Annotated in this window: 14 protein-coding genes and 1 pseudogene; 4 read left to right on the top strand and 11 right to left on the bottom strand. The window is 66.7% G+C overall.

Annotated elements, in window-relative coordinates:
• The first annotated feature begins 25 nt into the window (after nt 1-25).
• Complete coding sequence (locus ACQP0C_RS24905) at nt 26-1,540, top strand: sugar transferase (protein WP_433723597.1); 1,515 nt, start codon at nt 26-28, stop codon at nt 1,538-1,540.
• A gap of 43 nt (nt 1,541-1,583) precedes the next feature.
• Here the strand turns inward: ACQP0C_RS24905 and ACQP0C_RS24900 are convergent, their stop codons facing one another.
• A complete protein-coding gene (locus ACQP0C_RS24900) occupies nt 1,584-2,246 on the bottom strand; it encodes a heme oxygenase (biliverdin-producing) (protein WP_433723595.1) in 663 nt (220 codons plus the stop codon).
• Nucleotides 2,247-2,312: 66 nt separating this feature from the next.
• Nucleotides 2,313-3,875: a threonine/serine ThrE exporter family protein gene (locus tag ACQP0C_RS24895; RefSeq protein WP_433723593.1), complete on the bottom strand. Its 1,563-nt coding sequence runs from the start codon at nt 3,873-3,875 to the stop codon at nt 2,313-2,315.
• 178 nt (nt 3,876-4,053) lie between these two features.
• Between ACQP0C_RS24895 and ACQP0C_RS24890 the strand changes: the two genes are divergently transcribed.
• On the top strand, nt 4,054-4,908 hold the full coding sequence (locus ACQP0C_RS24890; RefSeq protein ID WP_433723591.1) for a TIGR03619 family F420-dependent LLM class oxidoreductase: 855 nt from the start codon (nt 4,054-4,056) through the stop codon (nt 4,906-4,908).
• A 54-nt stretch (nt 4,909-4,962) separates the two neighbouring features.
• Here the strand turns inward: ACQP0C_RS24890 and ACQP0C_RS24885 are convergent, their stop codons facing one another.
• From ACQP0C_RS24885 to ACQP0C_RS24870, 4 genes are all read right to left on the bottom strand, one after another.
• Nucleotides 4,963-6,885 carry a vWA domain-containing protein gene (locus ACQP0C_RS24885; protein ID WP_433723589.1) on the bottom strand — a complete coding sequence of 641 codons (1,923 nt, stop codon included), beginning with the start codon at nt 6,883-6,885 and terminating at the stop codon, nt 4,963-4,965.
• A 180-nt stretch (nt 6,886-7,065) separates the two neighbouring features.
• Entirely contained in the window at nt 7,066-8,703 is a 1,638-nt protein-coding gene (locus ACQP0C_RS24880; protein WP_433723587.1) for an ABC transporter permease, read from the bottom strand.
• Nucleotides 8,700-9,632, bottom strand: a complete 933-nt coding sequence (locus ACQP0C_RS24875) for an ABC transporter ATP-binding protein (RefSeq protein WP_433723585.1) — start codon at nt 9,630-9,632, stop codon at nt 8,700-8,702. The genes ACQP0C_RS24880 and ACQP0C_RS24875 overlap by 4 nt, the downstream gene beginning before the upstream one ends.
• The gene (locus ACQP0C_RS24870) at nt 9,632-10,267 is read right to left on the bottom strand and encodes a TetR family transcriptional regulator (protein ID WP_433723583.1); all 636 of its coding nucleotides are present in this window, start codon (nt 10,265-10,267) and stop codon (nt 9,632-9,634) included. Before ACQP0C_RS24870 ends, ACQP0C_RS24875 begins: the two co-directional genes overlap by 1 nt.
• A gap of 231 nt (nt 10,268-10,498) precedes the next feature.
• Between ACQP0C_RS24870 and ACQP0C_RS24865 the strand changes: the two genes are divergently transcribed.
• On the top strand, nt 10,499-12,451 hold the full coding sequence (locus tag ACQP0C_RS24865; RefSeq protein ID WP_433723581.1) for an acyl-CoA dehydrogenase family protein: 1,953 nt from the start codon (nt 10,499-10,501) through the stop codon (nt 12,449-12,451).
• Between the two features lie 18 nt (nt 12,452-12,469).
• Here the strand turns inward: ACQP0C_RS24865 and ACQP0C_RS24860 are convergent, their stop codons facing one another.
• Nucleotides 12,470-13,156 carry a phosphatase PAP2 family protein gene (locus ACQP0C_RS24860; RefSeq protein WP_433723579.1) on the bottom strand — a complete coding sequence of 229 codons (687 nt, stop codon included), beginning with the start codon at nt 13,154-13,156 and terminating at the stop codon, nt 12,470-12,472.
• A 38-nt stretch (nt 13,157-13,194) separates the two neighbouring features.
• Nucleotides 13,195-13,575: a hypothetical protein gene (locus ACQP0C_RS24855; RefSeq protein WP_433723577.1), complete on the bottom strand. Its 381-nt coding sequence runs from the start codon at nt 13,573-13,575 to the stop codon at nt 13,195-13,197.
• A 266-nt stretch (nt 13,576-13,841) separates the two neighbouring features.
• Between ACQP0C_RS24855 and ACQP0C_RS24850 the strand changes: the two genes are divergently transcribed.
• Nucleotides 13,842-16,214: a helix-turn-helix transcriptional regulator gene (locus tag ACQP0C_RS24850; RefSeq protein WP_433723575.1), complete on the top strand. Its 2,373-nt coding sequence runs from the start codon at nt 13,842-13,844 to the stop codon at nt 16,212-16,214.
• Here ACQP0C_RS24850 and ACQP0C_RS24845 read toward each other — a convergent pair.
• The 3 genes and pseudogenes from ACQP0C_RS24845 to ACQP0C_RS24835 all read right to left on the bottom strand — a co-directional run bounded on the left by ACQP0C_RS24845 (nt 16,199) and on the right by ACQP0C_RS24835 (nt 20,434).
• Nucleotides 16,199-17,101, bottom strand: coding sequence for a nuclease-related domain-containing protein (locus ACQP0C_RS24845; RefSeq protein ID WP_433723573.1), 903 nt, complete (start codon nt 17,099-17,101; stop codon nt 16,199-16,201). The two genes, ACQP0C_RS24850 and ACQP0C_RS24845, sit on opposite strands and share 16 nt — an antisense overlap.
• Nucleotides 17,102-17,191: 90 nt before the next feature.
• A pseudogene (locus tag ACQP0C_RS24840) lies at nt 17,192-18,569 on the bottom strand (DUF2252 domain-containing protein).
• 170 nt (nt 18,570-18,739) lie between these two features.
• A complete protein-coding gene (locus ACQP0C_RS24835; RefSeq protein ID WP_433723571.1) occupies nt 18,740-20,434 on the bottom strand; it encodes a GMC oxidoreductase in 1,695 nt (564 codons plus the stop codon).
• Nucleotides 20,435-20,658 lie beyond the last annotated feature (224 nt).

The following is a 20,658-nucleotide window of genomic DNA, read 5'->3' as shown; positions in this document are numbered from 1 at the left end:
ACTCCCAGGGGGAGGTGCGTGTTCAATGAGCTTCGAGCTCACCGATGATGACGACCTTGACGTCACGGGTCCGTCCCGAACACTGCCGCGCTCGGAGCGCGAACGCTGGCAGGCAGAGTATGTACGGCGCTTGGCCACAACGGATTTCGCGGTGATCGCCGCATCGGTCGGCCTGGCGCAGCTGATCCGATTCGGCGGGCCCGTCGCGCCCCCGCTGGCATGGCCGATGCCGTACGAGGTCGGCTATACCGTGGTTTCGGTAGTGCTCGCGCTCACCTGGCTCGGCTTCCTGGCCGCGTGCAATACCCGATCGCCCCAAGTGGTCGGGAGTGGGACAGAAGAATACCGCCGGTTGGTTTCGGCCACCCTGCGGCTGTTCGGGGCATTGGCGATCATGTCGCTGATATTGCAGATCGAGTTCGCGCGTGGATATCTCGCGATCGCGCTGCCGCTCGGTCTACTCGGATTGATGTCGAGCCGATTGCTGTGGCGGCTGCACACCCGGCAGCGCCGGCTCCGCGACGGTGAATGCCGGACCTCGGTGCTGGTGGTCGGCTGTGCGGAGGCGGCGCAGGCGATGGCGGCCGCGTTCTCCCGCGATCCGGCCTCCGGATATCAGGTTGTCGGGGTGTGTATTCCGGATGGCGGCACCGATACCACCGAATATGCGATCCGGGCGTCGGGAAAATCGTTCTCGGTGGTCGGCGACGACCGCTCGGTACTCGACGCGGTGCGCCGCAGCGGTGCCGACACCGTCGCGGTGACGGCGACCGATCACCTCGGGCCGGTCGAATTGCGGCGAATGGCTTGGGATCTGGACCCGCTCGGTGTCGAGCTGATCGTCGCGCCCGGTGTCGTCGATATCGCGGGCACCCGATTGACGAACCGCCAGGTTGCGGGCATGCCGATGCAGCACATCGCCAAACCGCAATACGACCGCGCGAAGTCGACCGGTAAGGCGGTATTCGATGTGTGCTTCGCCGGTGGGGTGCTGATCGCCATCCTGCCCGCGTTGCTCGCCATCGCGATCCTGGTCAAGCTGACCAGTCCCGGGCCGGTGTTCTACCGTTCGGAACGAATCGGCCGCGGCGGCAAGCCGTTCCAGATGATCAAATTCCGCAGCATGTACCTCGACGCGGACCGTCAGGTCACCGCACTCATCGAATCCCATGGCGGCAATCCGGTGTTCTTCAAGATGAAGGACGATCCGCGAATCACCCCGATCGGCAAGATCATTCGCAAGTTCAGCCTGGACGAGCTGCCGCAGTTCCTGAATGTGCTGCGCGGTGAGATGAGCGTGGTCGGGCCGCGCCCGCAGGTGCAGCGCGAGGTCGATACCTATGACGGCGATATGCGGCGCAGGCTGCTGGTGAAGCCGGGAGTTACCGGTCTGTGGCAGGTGAGCGGACGATCCAATCTTTCGCTGGAGGATTCGGTGCGCCTGGATCTGTCCTATGTCGAAAACTGGTCCATGATCCTGGATCTGCTGTTGATCGCCAAGACCATCGGCGCCGTCGCGCGCGGCGAGGGGGCTTACTGATCACGCCCGGGATGAATCCGCCCGGGGCGAGCGCGGTATCCGCTCAGGAGGGGCGGCGGGCCGGGAATTCGGCGGCGAGTTCGGCGAAGACCGCGGTATTGAGTGCGAAGGCCTGCTGTCCCTCGTCGAGTACGCGACGGCGCTCGAGATCGTCGAGCGGCAGTTGGTCGAGCAGTGCGCGGTATTCGCGTTTGAAGGCGGCCGGATTGCCGACGCCGTCGAAGACATAGAAGCGGACTCCGTCGCCGCGGTGCGGCAGGTTCCAGAGCTTTTCGGCGGTGCCGCGGATGACCTGGCCGCCGGAGAGATCGCCCAGGTACCGGGTGTAGTGATGGGCGATATATCCCGCGGGCCAATCGCGGGCGCATTCATCGATGCGCTCGGCGTAGGCGGCGGTCGCGGGCAGTGCTGCGAGCGCGTCGCGCCAGTGCGGGCCGATGAGGTGGGCGAGGTCGCGCTCGAGCTCCGCGGTCCTGGCCAGTTCCGGCCGAATGAACGGACCCGCGACCGGATCATCGGCGAGGGTTTCCCAGCGGCCCTCGAGCGCGCGGTAGATGAACCAGAGCTGGCTGGTGTAGCGATGGTAGGAGTCGATGCCGAGCGCGCCGCCGAGCATGTCACTGATGAACGAGGAGTTCTCGGCCTGTTCATGCTGTTGTGCGGTGGCGGTGCGGATCGCCGTGGAGAACGGGACGGTGTCCGACATTCCTGAACCACCTCACTATCGCCACGTGCTTTGGGCACCCTTACCGGCCGGTACAACCATACCGGCTCACCACTTGTCCGGCGCTCGAGATCGACTGGTGTCCCGACGTGCGGGATGGCGCGGTGGGCGACGTCGGCGCACGATGACCGGCCTGCGGATCGAGCCGAAGCGGCTGAGGATCGGCGGCCTGCGCACGGACCGGTCGATCCATTCGCCGAGGGTCACTCCCGCGGCCAGCGCACAGCCGACGCCGACCGCGGCGAGCACCTGATTGGCTCCGATCAGCAATTCGTCATTGAGCAGTGCATAGAGCCCGCGATACACCTTCAGACCCGGTAGCAGCGGAGTAATGCCCGCGACCGCGACGACCAGCGGGGGCGTCAGTGACCGGCGTGCCATCAGACCACCGGCCAGGCCGACCAGTGTGGCGGCGACCGCCGACGAGATCACCGGGCCGAAGCCGAGATGCTGCACCAGCAGAAAACAGATCGTGCCCGCCGCGCCACCGAGCGCGGCGGCGGCCAGTGCCCGGCGCTCGGCATAGCAGGCGAGTGCGAAGGCCAGCGCGGCCACCGCACCGGCGACGATCTTGATCGGCAGATCGGTGATATCGCGGCCGGAGGTGAGATAGACCGGCGGCACCGTGGCACCGGCGAACTCGCCGACCCGCAGTGCCAGCGCGATGCCCGCGATGATGCCGCCGGTCATCATCAGCACCTCGAGCATGCGCGCGGTCGCGGTGATCGGTGCGCCGGTTATCGCGTCCTGCACCGCACCGACCAGTTGCAAACCACTGAGCAGCACGGTGATTCCGGCGGCGATGATCAGCGTCGGGTCGACATCGATATCGGTGGTCGCCGCGAGTGTCGCCAAGAGCAGCGCCGGCGTCGCCGCGATCGCGCCGCCCACCACATGCTGGAAGAAGAACGGCAGACCGTAGCGGTTCAGGACGCGATTGGCGCGATCGATCGCCAGCGTGGTGCCGAAGCTCACCGCGGCGACGAGCCAGCCGCCGCCGAGCAGCGCCGCGATCGATGCGGCCAGCAGTGACCAGCCGAAGGTGGCGATCCACCGGTGGTAGGGATGCGGCGCCGAGGTGATCGCGTCGAGCTGTGCCCGGGCGTCATCCGGTGCTACGACCTCATTGCGGATGCGGCGGGTGAGCCGGTCGACCGCGGCGAGGCGGGTGAAGTCCAGGGACCGATACTTCACCACGCGCATGGTGCTGGCCGGTGGCAGCTGCGGACCGCGGTCGGCCCAGATCCTGATCGCGTCGTAGGTGACATCGATATCGCAGCGGGACAGGCCGTAGGTGGCGGCGATGAAGCGCACCTGGGTGGTCGTATCGATGACACCGGTACCCGAGGCGAGCACGACCTCACCGACGCGCACCGCCAGGTCGAGGACCTCCGCGACCCGGGCGTCGTCGGTGAGATCGATCGGCTGCAGCGGCGTCGGCGCGGCCACGATGGTGTCCGCGGTGGCCGGCCGGTCGGCGACCAGCAGGTCGACCGCCTGTTTGACGACCGGGATGCGGGGTGCGCGGAAGAAACGTAGTCGGGGCCGCTTGCCCAGGGGGTCTTCCGGGGTTGCGGCGTCGTCTCCTCCTGAGAATGTTTCCGGACCCATGTGCGCGACCGTAGTCATCCGGTGCCGGTGTCGCATCTGCGGTGGTCGCGGAGCACATCGATGGCCGGACGGTTGTCCGGACACTTGGTCGGATCGAGTAAAAGTGGTAGAACTTGTTCTAATTTGCTGATACTTCGAGCGGCCGGGCAGCAGTCGCGAGCGAATGGGAGCGGGTACGGTGCGGTACGGAATTGTGTTGTTCACCAGCGACCGGGGCATCACGCCCGCCGATGCGGCCGCGGCCGCCGAGCAGGCCGGATTCGATGCGTTCTACGTGCCCGAACACACCCACATCCCGGTGATCAGGGCGGCCGCGCATCCGCGCACCGGGGATGCGAGCCTGCCCGACGACCGTTATCTGCGCACGCTGGACCCCTGGGTCGCGTTGGCCACCGCCGCGGCCGTCACCAGTCGGATCACGCTGTCCACCGCGGTCGCACTGCCCGCCGAACACCATCCGATCACCCTCGCCAAAACCCTCGCCTCCCTGGACCATCTGTCCGGCGGCCGGGTCAGCCTCGGCGTCGGATTCGGTTGGAACACCGACGAAATGGCGCATCACGGGGTCCCCGCGAACAAGCGCAGGACGGTGCTGCGGGAACATCTCGATGCCATGCGCGCCCTCTGGTCCGATGAGGAGGCCAGCTTCGCGGGTCAGTTCGTGAACTTCGGACCGAGCTGGTCCTGGCCCAAGCCGGTGCAGAAACGGATTCCGGTGATCCTCGGCGCGGCCGGGACCGAGCAGTCGTTCACCTGGCTGGCCAAGCATGCCGACGGCTGGCTCACCACCCCCACCGAGGACGGGCTCGGCGCGAAGATCGAACTGCTGCACCGGGTTTGGCGCGAGCACGAACGCGAGGGCAGTCCCGAGATCATCGCACTGGCCGGCCGCCACGATGCCGCCCAGCTCGCGCAATGGGCCGAATTGGGGGTTACCGAGGCGGTTTTCGGGCTGCCGGATCGTGACGCGGATGACGTGCGGGCGTACCTGGCTCGCCTGGCCGGAAAGCTCGGTATCGAAGCGGCGGCCTGAGCGCGGAGCCGAAAGCCCGCTGATACCACGGTGTCAGCGGGCTTTCGCACAGCACTAGCCGCGTCGCCACCGCGCGCCGATGAGTCCGATGAGCACACCGGCCGCGCCGATGACCGCGACGTAGACAAGGGCGATCACGATCGTGCCCGTCGACGAATTCGATTCGGACGCCGTCGATTCCGCTACCGCGGTGGCGGGGCCAGGTATGCTGCTGGTCGGCGACATCGCGCCGGTGGCGTTCTCGCCGAAAACGCCATCGCCGACGGTGGTCGCGTACGTCGGGCCGCTTTCCGGTGCGCCGGTCACGGTGAGATCCAACTGCACTGAAACCGGCTTGTTGTCGCCCTTGTCAGTGGAGTTCGAGCCCAGCTTCACCGCGATGTAGTACCAGCCCGCCACCGCCTCTGTGCGGGTATCGAGTACATCGGATTTGCGGTTGTTGTACCGAATCGGCACGGTGGCCATCGGCTTGTTCGTCGGCAGCACGGTGTCGGTGCCGGTGTAGGAGGAGAAGTCCGAGTCGATCGCCTCGCGGATCGGGTTGAAGAGGGTGGTGCGGACATTCGAGATGTTGTCGACGCCGTGTCGGCCGTTGCCGCCGTAGTGGACTCGATACGCCAACCCTTGGCCCCAATCCAGCTTCACTCGATAGAACACGAACTCACCCTGCCGGATGGTGTCGGTGTAGCGGCCGCTGCCGGGCAGGGTGCTGGCCGCTGTGAAGGACGGGCCGCCGGAGACGGGGGTGCCCGTGCCGCTCGGCTCGGTGAAAGCCGTTAACGGCGCGACCGCGACCGGACCGGCATCGGTCACCGCAGGTTCGATACCGACCAGCAGTTCGATCGGAAGTCGTTCCGGCACACCGGCCGATACTCTGTCCCAGGTCAGTTGGAAGTAGTAGCGGCCGCCGCCCTTGCACTTTTCGGAGCTGCCGCCGGTGGGTTGCTTGGTCGCGCCGTCGAACGCCTTGGCCACCGTGAGCGCGACGCCGTCGCTGGAGCTGGTCGCCTGCCCGGATTCGAAGACATTGCAATCCTGACCGTCGGCGCCGTAGATCCGCAGCTGCAGCGTGTTCATATCCTCGGTCGAGGAAATATTGGGCAGGCGCGGGAAGGACAGGGTGCCGCTGAAGTACGCGCTCGCTCCGGTCGGGACATCGACTGCCCAGTAACGCTTTTCCTTCTGACCGAGGGTGTCCAAATACTGACCAGGGGAGGCCACCGGAGCGGTGTGGTATTTTCCGGTGCCCGTGATCGGCGTGCCGACCGCGTTGTAGTTGCGCAGTGCGGCGGAGCTCACGCGGGGCAGGATCCGCTCGAGTGCGGGGCCGTCGGCGGCGTCGTTGTACGTGCCGCCGGTTGCCTGGGCCATGCACGTGAGTTGGGCGCGGGCCTTGGCGTCCACGGCGAACCCGATCGCGTGCACGACCAGATCGAGACCCTGCTGTTTCAATTCTTGTGCCACCTCGCACGGATCCGGTGGGGAGCAGGTGTCGTCGCCATCGGAAACCAAAACGATGGAGCGCGGACCGGACTTCGGGAGGGTGTCGGCGGCTCGGCGCAGTGCGGTACCCATGGGGGTCCAGCCGCTGGCCTTGATCCCGTCGACCGCGCTGGTCAATGCGGTCCGGTCGAGAGTCTCGGGTTTGTGCAGGACTCGCACGTCACGACAGCCTGATGTCTTCTCCGCCTCACTGTTTCCGGTACTCGTGCCATAAACGGTCAGTCCCACTTCGGCTTCGGCGGGTGCGGTGCCGACGAACGAACGGACGGCATTCTTGGCGGCGTCCATCATGGTGCCCGCCGGATCCGGTCGCTGCATGGAGCCGGAGGCATCCAGGATCAGCATCGTCGGCGCATATTGCGGTGATTGCGGACTCTGCTGTGCCTGCGCGGGCAACGCGGCCACGGAGAGTCCCAGCAACGCTGCGGCGGTCGCTGCGGTCAGTCGGATAACGCGTTGAGAAAGTCTCGACATTGCCTCATCTGCTTGTTTCGCTTCGATAAGCAGCAGAGGTTACCCATCGAATGCCGGTTTTCCCATTGCTGAAACGCTCATCGACGTAACCGATCGTGCGAACCGGCGGGGCACGCGGCAGTGCGAAGAACAGCCCCGCCACGAGCTGAAACTCGTGACGGGGCCATGGTCCATCGATGGTCAGCGCAGGTCGCGGCGGCGGAAGGCCGCGATCCCGACCCCGAGCAGCACGACCGCGATGCCGAGTAGCCACAGGATCGGCGTGGCTTCGAAGGACGATCCGGGGAGCTTCGGCGGATGCACGAAGGGGACCAGGTCGCGGACCCACTGCGGCAGTCCGTCGAGGGAGCCGATGACGAAGATGGTGATCATCGCGCTGAGTACGCCCCAGGCGACCGGGGTGTAGCGGGGCGCGACACCGTAGATCGTCACCGCAATGCCCGTGAGCACCCATACGGCGGGCACCTGCACCGCTGCCGCGCCCAGGCAGTCACCGAGCTTGCCCGCGAGATCGTCGTCGGATATCCCGTAGATGATGCCGACCGCGGCGCCCGCGATGAGCAGCAAAACCACAGGGCCGAGCAGTGCGATGCCGATGTGGCTGAGCGCGTAGCGCACTCGGCTCACCGATCCGGCCAGGGTGGCCTCGGCGCGCTGGCTGGATTCCTCCTCGTGCAGCCGCAGCACGGCCGAGATGGAGTAGGCCGACGCCGCGATGGCCAACATGCTGAGGGCGAAGGTGATGAAGGAATTCTGCAGCACATCCGTGCCGCCCATCCGGTTGATCACATCGCGGATCTGCTTGCTGTTCTCGAGCATGTCGCCGACGCTGTTGAGGGCGCCGCCCATCAGCGATCCGTACAGCAGGAAGCCGATGGACCAGGCCAGCAGCGAGCCGCGTTGCAGCCGCCACGCCAGCCCCGATGCACCGGAGAGCGTGGTTGCCGCGACCGGCGCGCCGGGCCGCTCGGCGAGCAGGCCCGAGCCCGTATCACGTTGCCGCAGAAGCATATACGCGGCCACGGTGGTCACAATGGCGACGGCGAGCAGCGGGATCAGTATCCACCAGCGCTCATCCGCATACGGCCGCATATTGATGCACCAGCCGAGCGGCGAAAACCACGACAGCACACCGTTTCCCGCATCACCGACCGCGCGCACCGCGAAGGCCGTGCCGAGCGCGCCGAACGCCACTCCGCGCGCGACCCGCGCACCCACGCTCACCTGTGCCGCGATGGCCGCGACCCCGGCCCAGGCCAGACCGGAACCGCCGAGCGTCGCGCCGTAGGCCAGCGACCCCGCGGCGGGCAGGTCACTGCCGTAGAGCGCGAGGGCGCTCAGAATGGCGACGATCAGACAGCCGGTCGCCGTCATGATCATGGCGGCGGTCAACCCCGCGTAGCGGCCGATGCTGGTGGCGCCGACCAATTCCGCGCGACCGGTCTCCTCCTCGACCCGGGTGTGCCGGATGACAGTGAGGATCGTCGCGATTGCGATCATCGCGTAGAACGGCCCGGCCTTCCACAGTCCTACCGAGCCGAGGTCGGTGCTGAAGATCGGCCCGTACATGGCAACGAGCGCCGGACTTTCCATGATCGACTTCGCCGCATGATCGAGGTCGGCCTGCGTGGTGTAGACGGCCTTGGCGCTGCCGACATAGAAGGCGGGCAGCAGTCCGAAGGCGAATACCCACAGCGGCAAGACGATTCGGTCGCGCCGCAGGAACAGCCGCAGCATTTGGGCGGTACCGGCGAAGTCGGCCGACCCGCGCGCGGCGGGCGCGGCGTAATGCCTGCCGCCCACGGTTGCGGTTGTCATGATCCCACCTTCTGCATGGTCGCGCTCGCCTGCTCGGACGTCGCGCCGTCGACGTGGTAGTGCCGCAGGAACAGCTCCTCCAGCGTCGGCGGCGCACTGGTGAGGCTGCGCACTCCGACATCGCCGAGGATCCGGATCAGCGCACCGAGATGTTCCCCGTCCACCTGGCAGCGCAGCGTAGAACCGTCGCGTTCGATGTCCTCGACCCCCGGGACGCGGCTGAGATCGCCTGGGTCGCCGAGCAATTCGGCGGTAATGGAGGTGCGCGACAGATGCCGCATATCCGATAGCGATCCGCTTTCGACCGTGCGCCCGGCCCGGATGATGGTCACCCGGTCGCAGAGCACCTCCACCTCGGAGAGGATATGGCTGGAGAGCAGGACCGTGGTGCCGCGCTGCTCGGCCTCTTCGACGCATTCGCGAAAGACCTGCTCCATCAAGGGATCCAGGCCCGAGGTCGGTTCGTCGAGCAGCAGCAGGCGCACATCGGAGGCGAGGGCGGAGATCAATGCGACCTTCTGCCGGTTGCCCTTCGAGTAGGTGCGCGCCTTCTTGCGTGGATCCAGGTCGAAGCGCTCGATGAGTTCGGTGCGACGCTGCGGGTTGATCTCCCCGCGCATCCTGGCGAGCAGGTCGATGGTCTCGCCGCCGGACAGCGACGGCCACAGTGTGACATCACCCGGTACATAAGCGATTTCGCGATGCAATTCGACCGCATCGGTCCACGGGTCGCGCCCGAGCAGCCGGACCTCGCCGGAGCTGGCGCGCAGTATTCCGAGCAGGATACGAATGGTGGTCGACTTTCCCGCGCCGTTCGGGCCGAGGAAGCCATGGATTTCGCCCTCTCGGACCGTGAGATTCAGCCCGTTCAGGGCGGCGAAGTGGCCGAAGTTCTTGTGCAGATCGCGAACTTCGATGATGTCGGACATCAGGTCTCCTTGGTAAGGGTGTCCAAGATCGTTGGGTCGGTCAGGAAGCCCTGGGTATAGAGCTCCGCGGCGGGCATCATGAACTCTTCGGTCATGGTGCGAACGAGCTTGCGGTAGTCGATCTTTTCGCCGCGTTGTTGCAGCAGGGTGAAGTACAGGACGGTCGCGCCGACGTTGACCGTCGTCAGATATCTGGCGCGTGCGGCCGGATCGCGGCTCGGCTTGATGGTGCCCGCGTCGACGCCTGCCTGGATGTACTCCTCGGCATCCGAGATCATGTGCTCGAGCAGGGATTCGGCCAGCGGCCCCCCCGCCTGCAGGCTGCGCACCATATAGGCGACCAGCGGGCCGTATGCCTCGATTTCGGACATCGCGGTGAGCATGCTTTTCGCGACGTTCGTCTCGGTGGCGGTCTTCCACTTCTGGTCCCGGATCAACTCCAGCACCCGCTCGTCGCAGGCGGCCCGCAGGCCGTCCTTGGAGCCGAAGTGATGGTTGACCAGTCCAGGGGAGACACCGGCCGCTGTGGCGATCGCGCGCACTCCGACCTGGAATCCGTTGTCACCGAACACCTCGATCGCGATATCGCGAATGCGGGCGGCGGTGGTGAGATCCGAATTCGGGGTCGGCGTCACGCTGCGCCTCCTAGCTCGGCGGGTCCTTGCGGTACGGCTCTCTGGTTGAACACATGTTTAGTATATTAAACACGTGTTCAATCGCAAGGCAAGAGTTCGGCGAAGATGTTGTGTCACGATATTTGTGACGGACGAATACGCAGGTCAGCGCTTTGCGGGCGGTCGCTGAGGGTGGTGTGCCATCGGTGCTGGCCGGTCGCCGGACGTCGGCGAAACGCTAGTGTCGGTGCCATGGCTGACACCGAGACTCCCTCGACATCGGACCACCTGCGCGATGCGCTCGACGGCCCATGGCGCGCGGTGCGCGCCGACGCCCGGATGCAACTGGCCGACGACCGGTTTTCCGGCGACCCCTATCTCGACTACCACGCGGCCAGGGCCCGGGTGCTGGAGCAGATGCGGGTCATCGCGACGATGGGCTACGCGCAGAGCGGTTTCCGGCGCGAGCACGGCGGCACGGGGGAGCCGGGCGCGGCGGTGGTCGGGTTGGAGATGCTGGCCTATGCGGACCTGTCGCTGTGGGTGAAATCCGGTGTGCAGTGGGGTCTGTTCGGCGGTGCCGTGGAGAACCTGGGGACCGAGCGGCATCGGGATGTGGTCGAGCGGCTGATCTCGCTGGATCTGCTCGGCTGCTTCGCGATGACGGAATCCGGGCACGGCAGCGATGTCGCGAATCTGGAGACCACGGCGACCTACGATCCCGCGACCCAGGAGTTCGTCGTGCATACGCCGACGCCGTCGGCGCGCAAGGACTATATCGGCGGTGCGGCCGAACATGCCAGGATGGCAGCGGTTTTCGCGCAGCTGATCACCCAGGGGGAGAGCCAGGGCGTGCACTGTTTCCTGGTGCCGATCCGCGATGAGCACGGCACCGACCTGCCCGGCGTGACCACCTACGACGACGGCCTCAAGGGCGGTCTGCCCGGCGTCGACAATGGACGCATCGTCTTCGATCAGGTCCGCATTCCGCGCGAGAACCTGCTCAACCGGTATGCCGATGTCGCACCCGACGGCGCCTACAGCTCCGATATCGAGAATCCGAGCCGCCGATTCTTCACCACGCTCGGCACTTTGGTGCGCGGGCGGGTCAGTGTCGGTGGTGCGGCGGCGGCCGGTGCGCGGGTCGCGTTGAGCATTGCCACGCGGTATGCGCTGAAGCGTCGCCAGTTCTCCGACCCGGACAGCGGTCAGGAGACCCTGCTGCTGGACTACCGCAGTCATCAGCGGCGGCTGCTGCCATTGATCGCCCGGTCGTACGCACTCGCATTCGCCCAGAACGATCTGGTCCGCCGGATGCATCTGGTGCAAACCGGTCAGGATCTCGAGCCCGGCGCGCAGCGCGCCCTGGAGAAGCGGGCCGCCGGACTCAAGGTGGCACAGACCAGATTCGCGACCCGCGCGATCCAGGAATGCCGCGAAGCCTGCGGCGGGGCCGGCTATCTCACCGAGAACCGCCTGGTCACGCTCAAGGCCGATACCGATGTGTTCACCACCTTCGAGGGCGACAACGTGGTGCTGACCCAGCTGGTGGCCAAGGAACTGCTCACCGCCTATTCCGATGAGATCCGCGATCTGGACGCGCTCGGCTGGGTGCGCTTCGCCGCGACAATGGCCGGTGACGTGGTGCGCAAGCGTTCCGGTGTGCGCCAACTGATCCAGACGCTGCGCGACCGCGGCGACGATACCGTCGACGACGGCGACCTGTCCCGCCGCTCGGTGCAACTGCAGCTGTTCGCCGACCGCGAGGACTATCTGGTTCGCACCGCAGGGCACCGGCTGCGCGCCCGCGCCAAGGACACCACCCCGTTCGAGGCATTCAATAACGCGCAGGACCACATCCTGGCCGCGGGCACCGCGCATATCGACCGGCTGATTCTCGAGGAGTTCATCGAGGGCATCGCCGGCATCGAGGATCCGGCGACGCGCGAACTCGCCGAAACCGTCTGCGACCTCTACGTCTACTCGATGCTCGAGGAGAATCAGGCCTGGTTCATCATGCACCGGTTCATGTCGGTCGAACGCGCGAAGGCGGTGCGCCGCGGCGTCAATGAACTCGTCGACCGGCTGCGCCCGGACGCGCTCACCCTGGTCGAGGGCATGGGTGTGCCGGAGAGCATGCTGCGGGCGGCGCTGCTCGACGATGCCAGCGTCTTCGATCGGACAACCGTCCGGACGACCGTATAGCGGTACGGCACACCGCGATCAGCGCGGGGAGCGGCTGCGAGCGGCCGGGTGAACTCGTCCGTTCGGCTCGAGCAGCCGGTCGGCTGGTCGCCAGCATGCGGTGACCAGCGCGATCGCCGCGGCCGTCCCGCCGAGGATATCGGTGGGCAGATGGTAGCCGAGTCCGATCATGCCGACCGCGGCGCAGAGCAGCGCGACGGTGGCGATCACGACGGTGCTCACCCGGGCTCGCACCGAGTCGGTCAGCAGCACGAATGTGGACGCTATCGCGACCAGATGCACCGTATGGCCGCTCGGATACGCGAGATAGTCGTGCAGCGGTCGATCCCAGAGCGGTTTGAGCACCCAACTGTTGAGCCCGACCACGACCTCCGGAAGCACCACCATCGCCGCGGCGCGGCGCCACTGCCCCCGATAGCCGAACCAGGCGGCGGCCGCGAGCAGCAGCGGGATCAGGATGTAGCCATTGCTCGGGATCACCAGCGCCTGGTAGATGCCGCGACGGTCGTCCATCGCCGAATGGATCGGCTCGGCGAGCGCGCGATCGAGATCGGTGGAACCGCCATCGCGGGGAAAGGTCAGCGGCAGCGTAACCGCGATGCCGATGCCGATGAGGACCACGCACAGCGCGACGAGGTTCGCTCGAACCCGGCCGAGCCACCCGGCCACGTTCCACTCCACGATCACCGCTCGACGATAGGACACCTCCACACCGCCGCCACCGGTCGCGGGGGCACCCGCGATCAGTTCTGTAGGGATCGAACGCGATCAGCATCCACCGGACTCCAGCAGTGCCTGGCCCGGTCCGATCCGGCGACCTCCGCGTCCATGGTCCGCTGCACCGCCGCCATGAGCAGCTTCTGCAGACCCAACAGCGACGCGGCCAGCGAAAATGTCACCCGGGTTCCGCCATCGATAACGACGAAGGTGTACTCGACGATCGGTCGCAGCGGTCCCGAGATGCCTTCCAGGACGATCTTTCGCTCGGGCTCGAATTCGGTGATCCGCACATCGGCCGATACGGTCCGGCCACCCGGCTGTCGATAGACGGTGCCCACGGCGGGCGGGGCAGCGGCGGTGATCTCCGTGACCCCTGCTCGCGAGTTGGGCGCTATTGATGGCATCGGCGAAGAAGGCGAATACCTCGCCGACGGGACGGGCGATCGTGACGGTATGCGTGGCAGCAGGCAAAGCGGAACCTCCTCACGCTATCTCGACGCACCCGGCCGATGCGCCGTCGAGTCCTCACTAAACGGACCCGGGTCGGATGCCGGATCCGACGCGCACGACGCACATGAACTGCACCTGCCGCCGCCGCGGTGAATTTCCCACGGTGTCAGCCGAAGTCGTCGGATACTGTGGGATCGCGACAACCTGCGAGGGGGCCACCATGGTTGACCACAGCTCCGCGCTACCGCGATCGCGCGCGCTGTCGGGGAGCTACCGGCTGCCGAGCCTGGTCGGCAGGGATGCCGAGCACCTCGAGATCGGACGACTGCTGACCGATCCGCGGGTCCGCCTGCTCACCCTCACCGGCACCGCGGGCGTCGGCAAGAGCAGGCTGGCCCGAGAAGTGCTGGCGGACAGCGAGTTCCGTACCTGTCTGGACGCGGTCGCGGACCTCGGCGAGGCCGTTGATCGCGCGGGCGCGTGGCACGCGGTGCTGGACGCATCGGGGCAGCGGCCGCTGGGCGTGGTCGAACGCCCGCGCACCGATGCGCGAACCGCACTCACGGTACTGGCGGCCAGGATCGACTCCTGCCGGGCAATTCTGCTGCTGGACAACTGCGATTGCGTCGCCGCCCAACTGGCGACCGATATTGCCTGGCTGCTCGAACGCTGTCCGCATCTGGTGATCATCGCGACGAGTCGGGTCCCGCTGCACCTGTATCACGAATGCGTGCTGTGCATTTCGCCGCTGCCGACCGGTAACGGCACCGGCGACTACTATCCGGCCGCATCGCCCGGCGCGCAACTGCTGCTGGCCAGCATCGATAGCCACTACCTCGAGGCCGCCGCGCTCGCCGACCGGTTGGTGCTCGACGAGATCGCCCGCGCACTCGACGGTGTCCCGCTGGCACTGGAACTGGCCGCCGCCACCATCTCCCGGCTCGGACCCGTCGGCACGCTCCAGCGCGTCTCGGCGGGCCAGGATCTGCTCGAGTCGCCCTTTGTCGATGTGCCCGCGCGGCATCGAACGATGCATGCCGCGGTTGCGTGGAGTCTGGCCGACCTCGATCCCGACGAACTCGATCTGCTGCTGCGACTGTCGCTGTGCGAGTCGACGATCGATACCGAAATCGCCTGCCTGCTCGGCGCCGCCGATGCGGAGCGAACCGGCGTCGCACTGGCCGAACTCGTCGATCGCAGCCTGCTGCACCATACGGCGCTGGAAACCGGTGGCGTCGGCTATCGGTTCGTGAGTACGGTCCGCGCCTACTGCCGCACCGCGCTGCGCATGGATTCGCAACGCGCCGAGGGGATTCGACGTGCGCACGTCGATCGGATCTGCGAACTGGCCCAGGTGCTCGGCGCCCGCTTGCACCAGCGCGAGTACCGCGCCGACGCACTGGCGCTCGCGGGTGATCGGCTGCGCGATGTGCTCTCGGTGGTGCGGCATCTGATCGCCACCGGCGACGCCGAACGTGCCATCGGCACCGCGTCCGCGCTGCAATGCGCGTGGATTCAGCACGGCTATCTGATCGAACTCGAGACCGTGCTCGCCAACGCGCTGACATCGGGGGACCGGGGCCCGGGTACGCCCGGCGAGACGGCCCCCCGATGTCTGGAGTTGCTGGGCAATTTGGCCCTGCGATCGGGGCGGATCGCGCGGGCGGTCGAAATTCTCACCAATGCCGTTGCGGCATATCAGCGATTCGACAATCCGCTGGGCGCGGGGCGGTGCGCGGTACTGCTGGCACCGGCCCTGCGACTGCGCGGCGAGCACGCCGCCGCGGCGCACGCACTGGCGACCGCACGGGCCGCGGATCTGGCGTCGCCGTGGTCCCGGTGGCTCGACGTCAGCGCCGCTCTGCTCGAGCTCCCGGACCCGCCGCGACCCGACGACACAACCTGGTCGACACTGCGAGATCGGCTGCGGCAGTTCGATACTCCGATCCAGCTGGAGGCGCTGCTGATGCTGGCACGGACCCAACTCGGGTCCGAGACCGCCGCCCGCGCCCAAAGGCTGTATCGCGAGGTGCTCGCACACGATGAGCTGGCCGCTCAGGTGCTCTGCGCGATCACGGCGCTGGAGGGCTGTGCTCGTGCCTACTACCGCGCCGGTGTCGGCGGTGAGCACGCTGCGATCCTCGCGGTCGCCGCCCGGCAGCTGCGTGCGGCACACGGCATTCCGCAACTGGACCGCGACCAGCGCCTCACCGAGCACCGAAATACGCCGGGCGAGTCCGGGTTTCGCGATGCGACGACCGTCGGCGCACGGATGAGCCTGTCGGATGCGGCGGCCTACGCACGCACCGCGCCCACGCTGACCGAACCCGTCGAATCGCCACTGGACGCCCTCACCAACCGGCAGCGCGAAATCGCGGTGCTGGTCGCGACCGGCATGACGAATCGGATGATCGCGACGCAGCTGCGGATCTCGGAATGGACCGTGGTCAACCATGTCCGCCAGGTGATGCTCAAACTGGACTGTCCCTCGCGACTACATGTCGCGCTGCTCGTCGAACGCGGACCCGGCGCACAGCCGATCGAGGAGCAGCCGACCGCCATCGGACCCGCGCGACATCACCCCGGCCCGTAGGTCAATACCGCGCTGATCACGAACCAGATCACCCATGCGAAGGCGATGAGCATGCCCGCCGCCAGGGCGATGCGCATGAACGCCCGCCCGAGATCCATATCGCCCGCCTGCCGCGGATACAGCTTCCACGGGCTGTACCAGGGCGCTTCGATGACGATGGCCGGTGCGTCGGCATTCTTCTCGGCCTCCGCGAGCTCCACGGCATAGGCCTCCGCCTGCGCCTGCTGCGGGCCGCCGTGCCAGAGGGAGATATCGATCGGGCCGAGGAAACCCTCGTTGATCAGATCCTGTGGGGCGGGCAGATAGGGCAGGATGCCGAGGCTCCGGAAGGCCACCGCGACATCGTTGGCGGTCCACAGGTGGATGTTCTTCTCGGATTCGGCCAGCGTCTCGAAATAGTGTCGCAGCCGGTCGGGTTCGGTGCCGAGGATCACATCGAAACTCGGATCGCTCCACTCCTGCTTCACCGAAAGCTCGGCGCCGCGCAGCGGAACGATCAGCGCGACCCCGTGCACCGCGCGCTGGCCGAGACCGCGCGCGGCCAGCCAGTTCTGCAGCGCGAGGGTGTGTTCTCGCGATTTGTCCAGCGGGGTGCGGCGATCGCGGGCCTCGATGGCGATGGGCTGGCCGGAGATCGTCCACGGGCCGCTGAGCGGCACCTCCAGCACGCCGTCCTGGCGCGCCACCAGTGCCTCGGCCTCGATCACCACACAACTGGTCGGGGTCCAGACCACGGCATCGAACTGATGCAGCCGATCATTGTGGAACAGACTGCAATTGACCGTGGCCACCCCGTGCGGGCTGGCCGGATCCTTCCAGGTGCGCAGCCAGTCGATCAGCGCCCGCTCGGCATTGGTGCCTGCCGGGTTCTGTACTCGCACGAGCATTCGCGACCGCCCTTCACGTCAACACTCGATGGTGGCAAGGATACGGACAACACGGCCCGGTTCGCCGCGCCTGCGACCAGACGCGGCGTGTCACTGCGGATGTTCCACTGCGATCTTTCCAGCCCGCACCGCCTCGACCAATACGGCGTGGTCGGACTCGGTCCGATCGGCATAGCGGACCGCGTAGCGCGCGATGGCGTCCTCGAAAGCCGCATCGCCGTCGAGGTACCCGGCGAGTAGCCGCGGATCGAGGGAGCGTGAATGCGCGCGGGCCAGCAGCGCACCGGCCAGCCTGCCGTAGTCGTCGAGATCCTCCGATGACAGCTCCGTCGGATCGATACTGCCCTTCATATTGCGGAATTGCCGCACCGTGAACGGTAGTTCACCGGTTTCCAAGCGCAGTGTGGTCCACCCGAGCAGGATATCGGTCTCGGACTGAACCAGCCTGGCGCCCTGCACAATTCGTTCCCCCTCGTGCCGCGGCCGCGGCACCGGCAGGAACGGGCGCAAGGCGGAGGGACCGGCCTGCTTGAGCTGCAGCACCAGCGCCTCGCCGTCGTTGCCGTGCAGCAGCGCGACATAGCTGTGCAGGCCGACGCTGCCGGTGCCGACAATGCGAAAGGCGATATCGGACACCGCGAATCGAGCCAGCAGGTTGCGCCGGGACTCGCGCAGGGTGTCGCCGTAGCGTTCGAGTCCGTCGATGATCTGCTCGGCGACCTTATCGTCGACGGGGGTGAGAATCGGTGGGTCGCTGACGAATCGGTGCTTGCTGATCCCGGTCTGGTGATCCTCGAGATGTTCGGTCCACTTCTCGACCACTTTCGCGCTGGTGTTCTTGCGCGCCTTCTTCGCGGCCTTCTTGAAGTCGTCGAGCAGATCGTCGGCCTTGGCCCGACTCAGGATCGACTCATCCGGCAGCGCGCTCCAGGACTCCATGAACGGTTGGTCGGCCAGATGATCGATGGTGAGCCGATACGACCGCGCGGCATCACGGGCGGCTCGCACGCAATCGTCCTCGGCCGCACCGCCTTCGCGGCCCGCCAACACCAGGCTGGCGGCCAGCCGCTCCAGATCCCACTCCCACGGGCCGACAATGGTTTCGTCGAAATCATTTGATGTCCATGACGATTTCGCCGCGCGGCGTGCCGTACAGGCCGAAATTCGCGGCGTGCGCGTCACCACAGAGCTGGGCGGACAGGCCGCTGTCCGGACTGCCCGCCAGATCGGCGGCCATCAGACCGGCCGCGCCGCGATAAAAGGTGAACGGCGAGGCGATCATCCGGCCCACCCGCAGCGGCACCAGATGCGGCAACCGTCCAGCATTGCTGGCCGCCAGGAATTCCAGCACATCCGGCCGCTCGGACCCGGTGGCCGCCCGGTCCCGCGCGGTGACCGGAACCCGCTGCCGCAGTGCGCGACCGCGGGCGCGCACCTCCTCGGCGGGGATGTACGACCGAAGATTGATACCACCGTCCAACACTGTGACATTTTGCCGCACCTGCGGCGCGGCGTGTTCGCGGCCCCGAATATTCAGCATCGCGTAGCGATTCGACGATGGGTGGTGGTCGGGCGACGAGTGGGCCTCGCGTGCGTGAACGGTCGCTCGTACCACTCGCTCCGTGCGCGTTAGCTTGGTCAGGTCGCGGGGACGACCGGATCAGCTGGCGTGATCGGCAACCGCAACGCACCGGATGCTGCCGCTGGCACCGTGGGATGTTTCGGCGCGACCGGGGAGATCCGCCGGTACCGCGTACCGAGTTCCGGGCGCGGATCGGCCTCGTCCTTATTGGGCCAGAACGCCATTGCGCGCTCGGCCTGTGCGGTGATGGTCAGCGACGGATTGACCCCGAGGTTCGCCGTGACCGCGGAACCATCGGCGATATGCAGCCCGGGATGCCCGAATACCCGCTGATACGGGTCGACCACACCGGCCTGCGGACCCTCGCCGATCACGCAGCCCCCGATGTAGTGCGCGGTGGCCGGGATGTTCAGCACATCCATGATCAGGCCGTGGGTATCGCCGTTGACCTTGGCGCCGAATCGGCGGCCGATATCGTGGGCCAGCGGAATCCAGGTCGGATTCGGTTCGCCGGTGCCCTGTTTGGTCTTCAACTGTCCGCGCCTGCGGTAGGAGGTCAGCGAATTGTCCAGCGACTGCATGACCAGCAGGATCACCGACTTCTCCGAGGCGTGGCGGGCATTGAGGCTGCGCAGGAACACGAGCGGGTGCAACACGATTGCCAGCAGGAAGCGCAGGAATCGGAATGCGCCGCCGTCGACGATCGGCACCGACATCGGGAACAGCGCGTTCTGCCCCTTGCCGTAATGGCATACCTCGATATGGGTATCGGCCTCCGGATGGATGGAGGAGGTGATCGCGATGCCCTCAGCGAAATCGCGGCGTGCGCGGCTCACCACATTGAGGATGGCCTCGGAGTTGCTGCGGGTCAGTTCACCCAGGCGCGGCGACAGGTTGGGCAGTACGGCCTCATCGCGCATCTTGTGCAGCAGCTTCTGGGTGCCGAGCGCCGCACCGGCGAATACCACCTGCTCGGCGGTAAAGGTCTTGCGCTGCTTGCGGATCCAGCGATCCGAACGTTCGGTCTCGACCGCATAGCCGCCACCGGAGAGTGGCCGCACCGCGGTCGCGGTGGTGAGCGGATGCACTTCGGCCCCGGCCTTTTCGGCCAGGTAGAGATAATTCGTCGTGGTGGTGTTCTTGGCATTGTTCGGGCAGCCGGTGAAACATTGCGCGCAATGCACACAGCCGCGTCGTCGCGGGCCCGCGCCGCCGAAGTACGGGTCATCGACCTCGGTGCCGGGATCGGTCTCGTTGAAGAACACACCGACATTGGTGGGGTGGAAGGTACTGCCGACACCCAGATCGTCGGCGATCTCCTTGATCACCTCATCGGCCGGTGTCATCCGCGGATTGGGCGCCACCCCGAGCATGCGCTGAGCCTGGTCGTAGTACGGCGCCAGTTCGGCCTTCCAGTCGGTGATATGGGCCCACTGCTTATCGGTGTAGAAGTTCGGCAGCGGCTCGTAGAGGGTGTTGCCGTAGATGAGCGAACCACCGCCGACGCCAGCGCCGGAGAAGACCGCGCATTTGCCGAGGATGCTGATCCGCTGTGGTCCGGTCAAACCGAGCCGAGGAGCCCAGATCGATTTGCGCACATTCCAATTCGTCTTCGGAATGTCCTCGGCGGGCCAGCGGCGACCCGCTTCCAGTACGCCGACCCGGTAGCCCTTCTCGGTGAGGCGCAGCGCGCTCACGCTGCCGCCGAATCCGGAGCCGATCACTACCACGTCGTAGTCGAATGCGGGCATGGTTTCCCTCTCTGAACCGTGCGGCGGCCTGTACGCAACCAGATGAGATGGTTTCATACTCATTCTGTCACCGGCTGGGATGTGGCGTAATGCGCTGCCGGCGCGTGCTTGCAAGTCGCTCGGAAACAGCCTGCCGGTGCGCGAAACTGTCCGCAACCGGCGTGCCCGGATGGCGTGAACCGGGGTCGGTGCGGTATGCACGGGGCTGTGGCAACCGAATCGGG

This window comes from Nocardia sp. CA-129566, from assembly GCF_050956075.1.
Lineage (GTDB): Bacteria > Actinomycetota > Actinomycetes > Mycobacteriales > Mycobacteriaceae > Nocardia.
The sequence above is the reverse complement of the archived record's forward strand: the minus strand, read 5'-3'. Positions and strand labels throughout refer to the sequence as shown.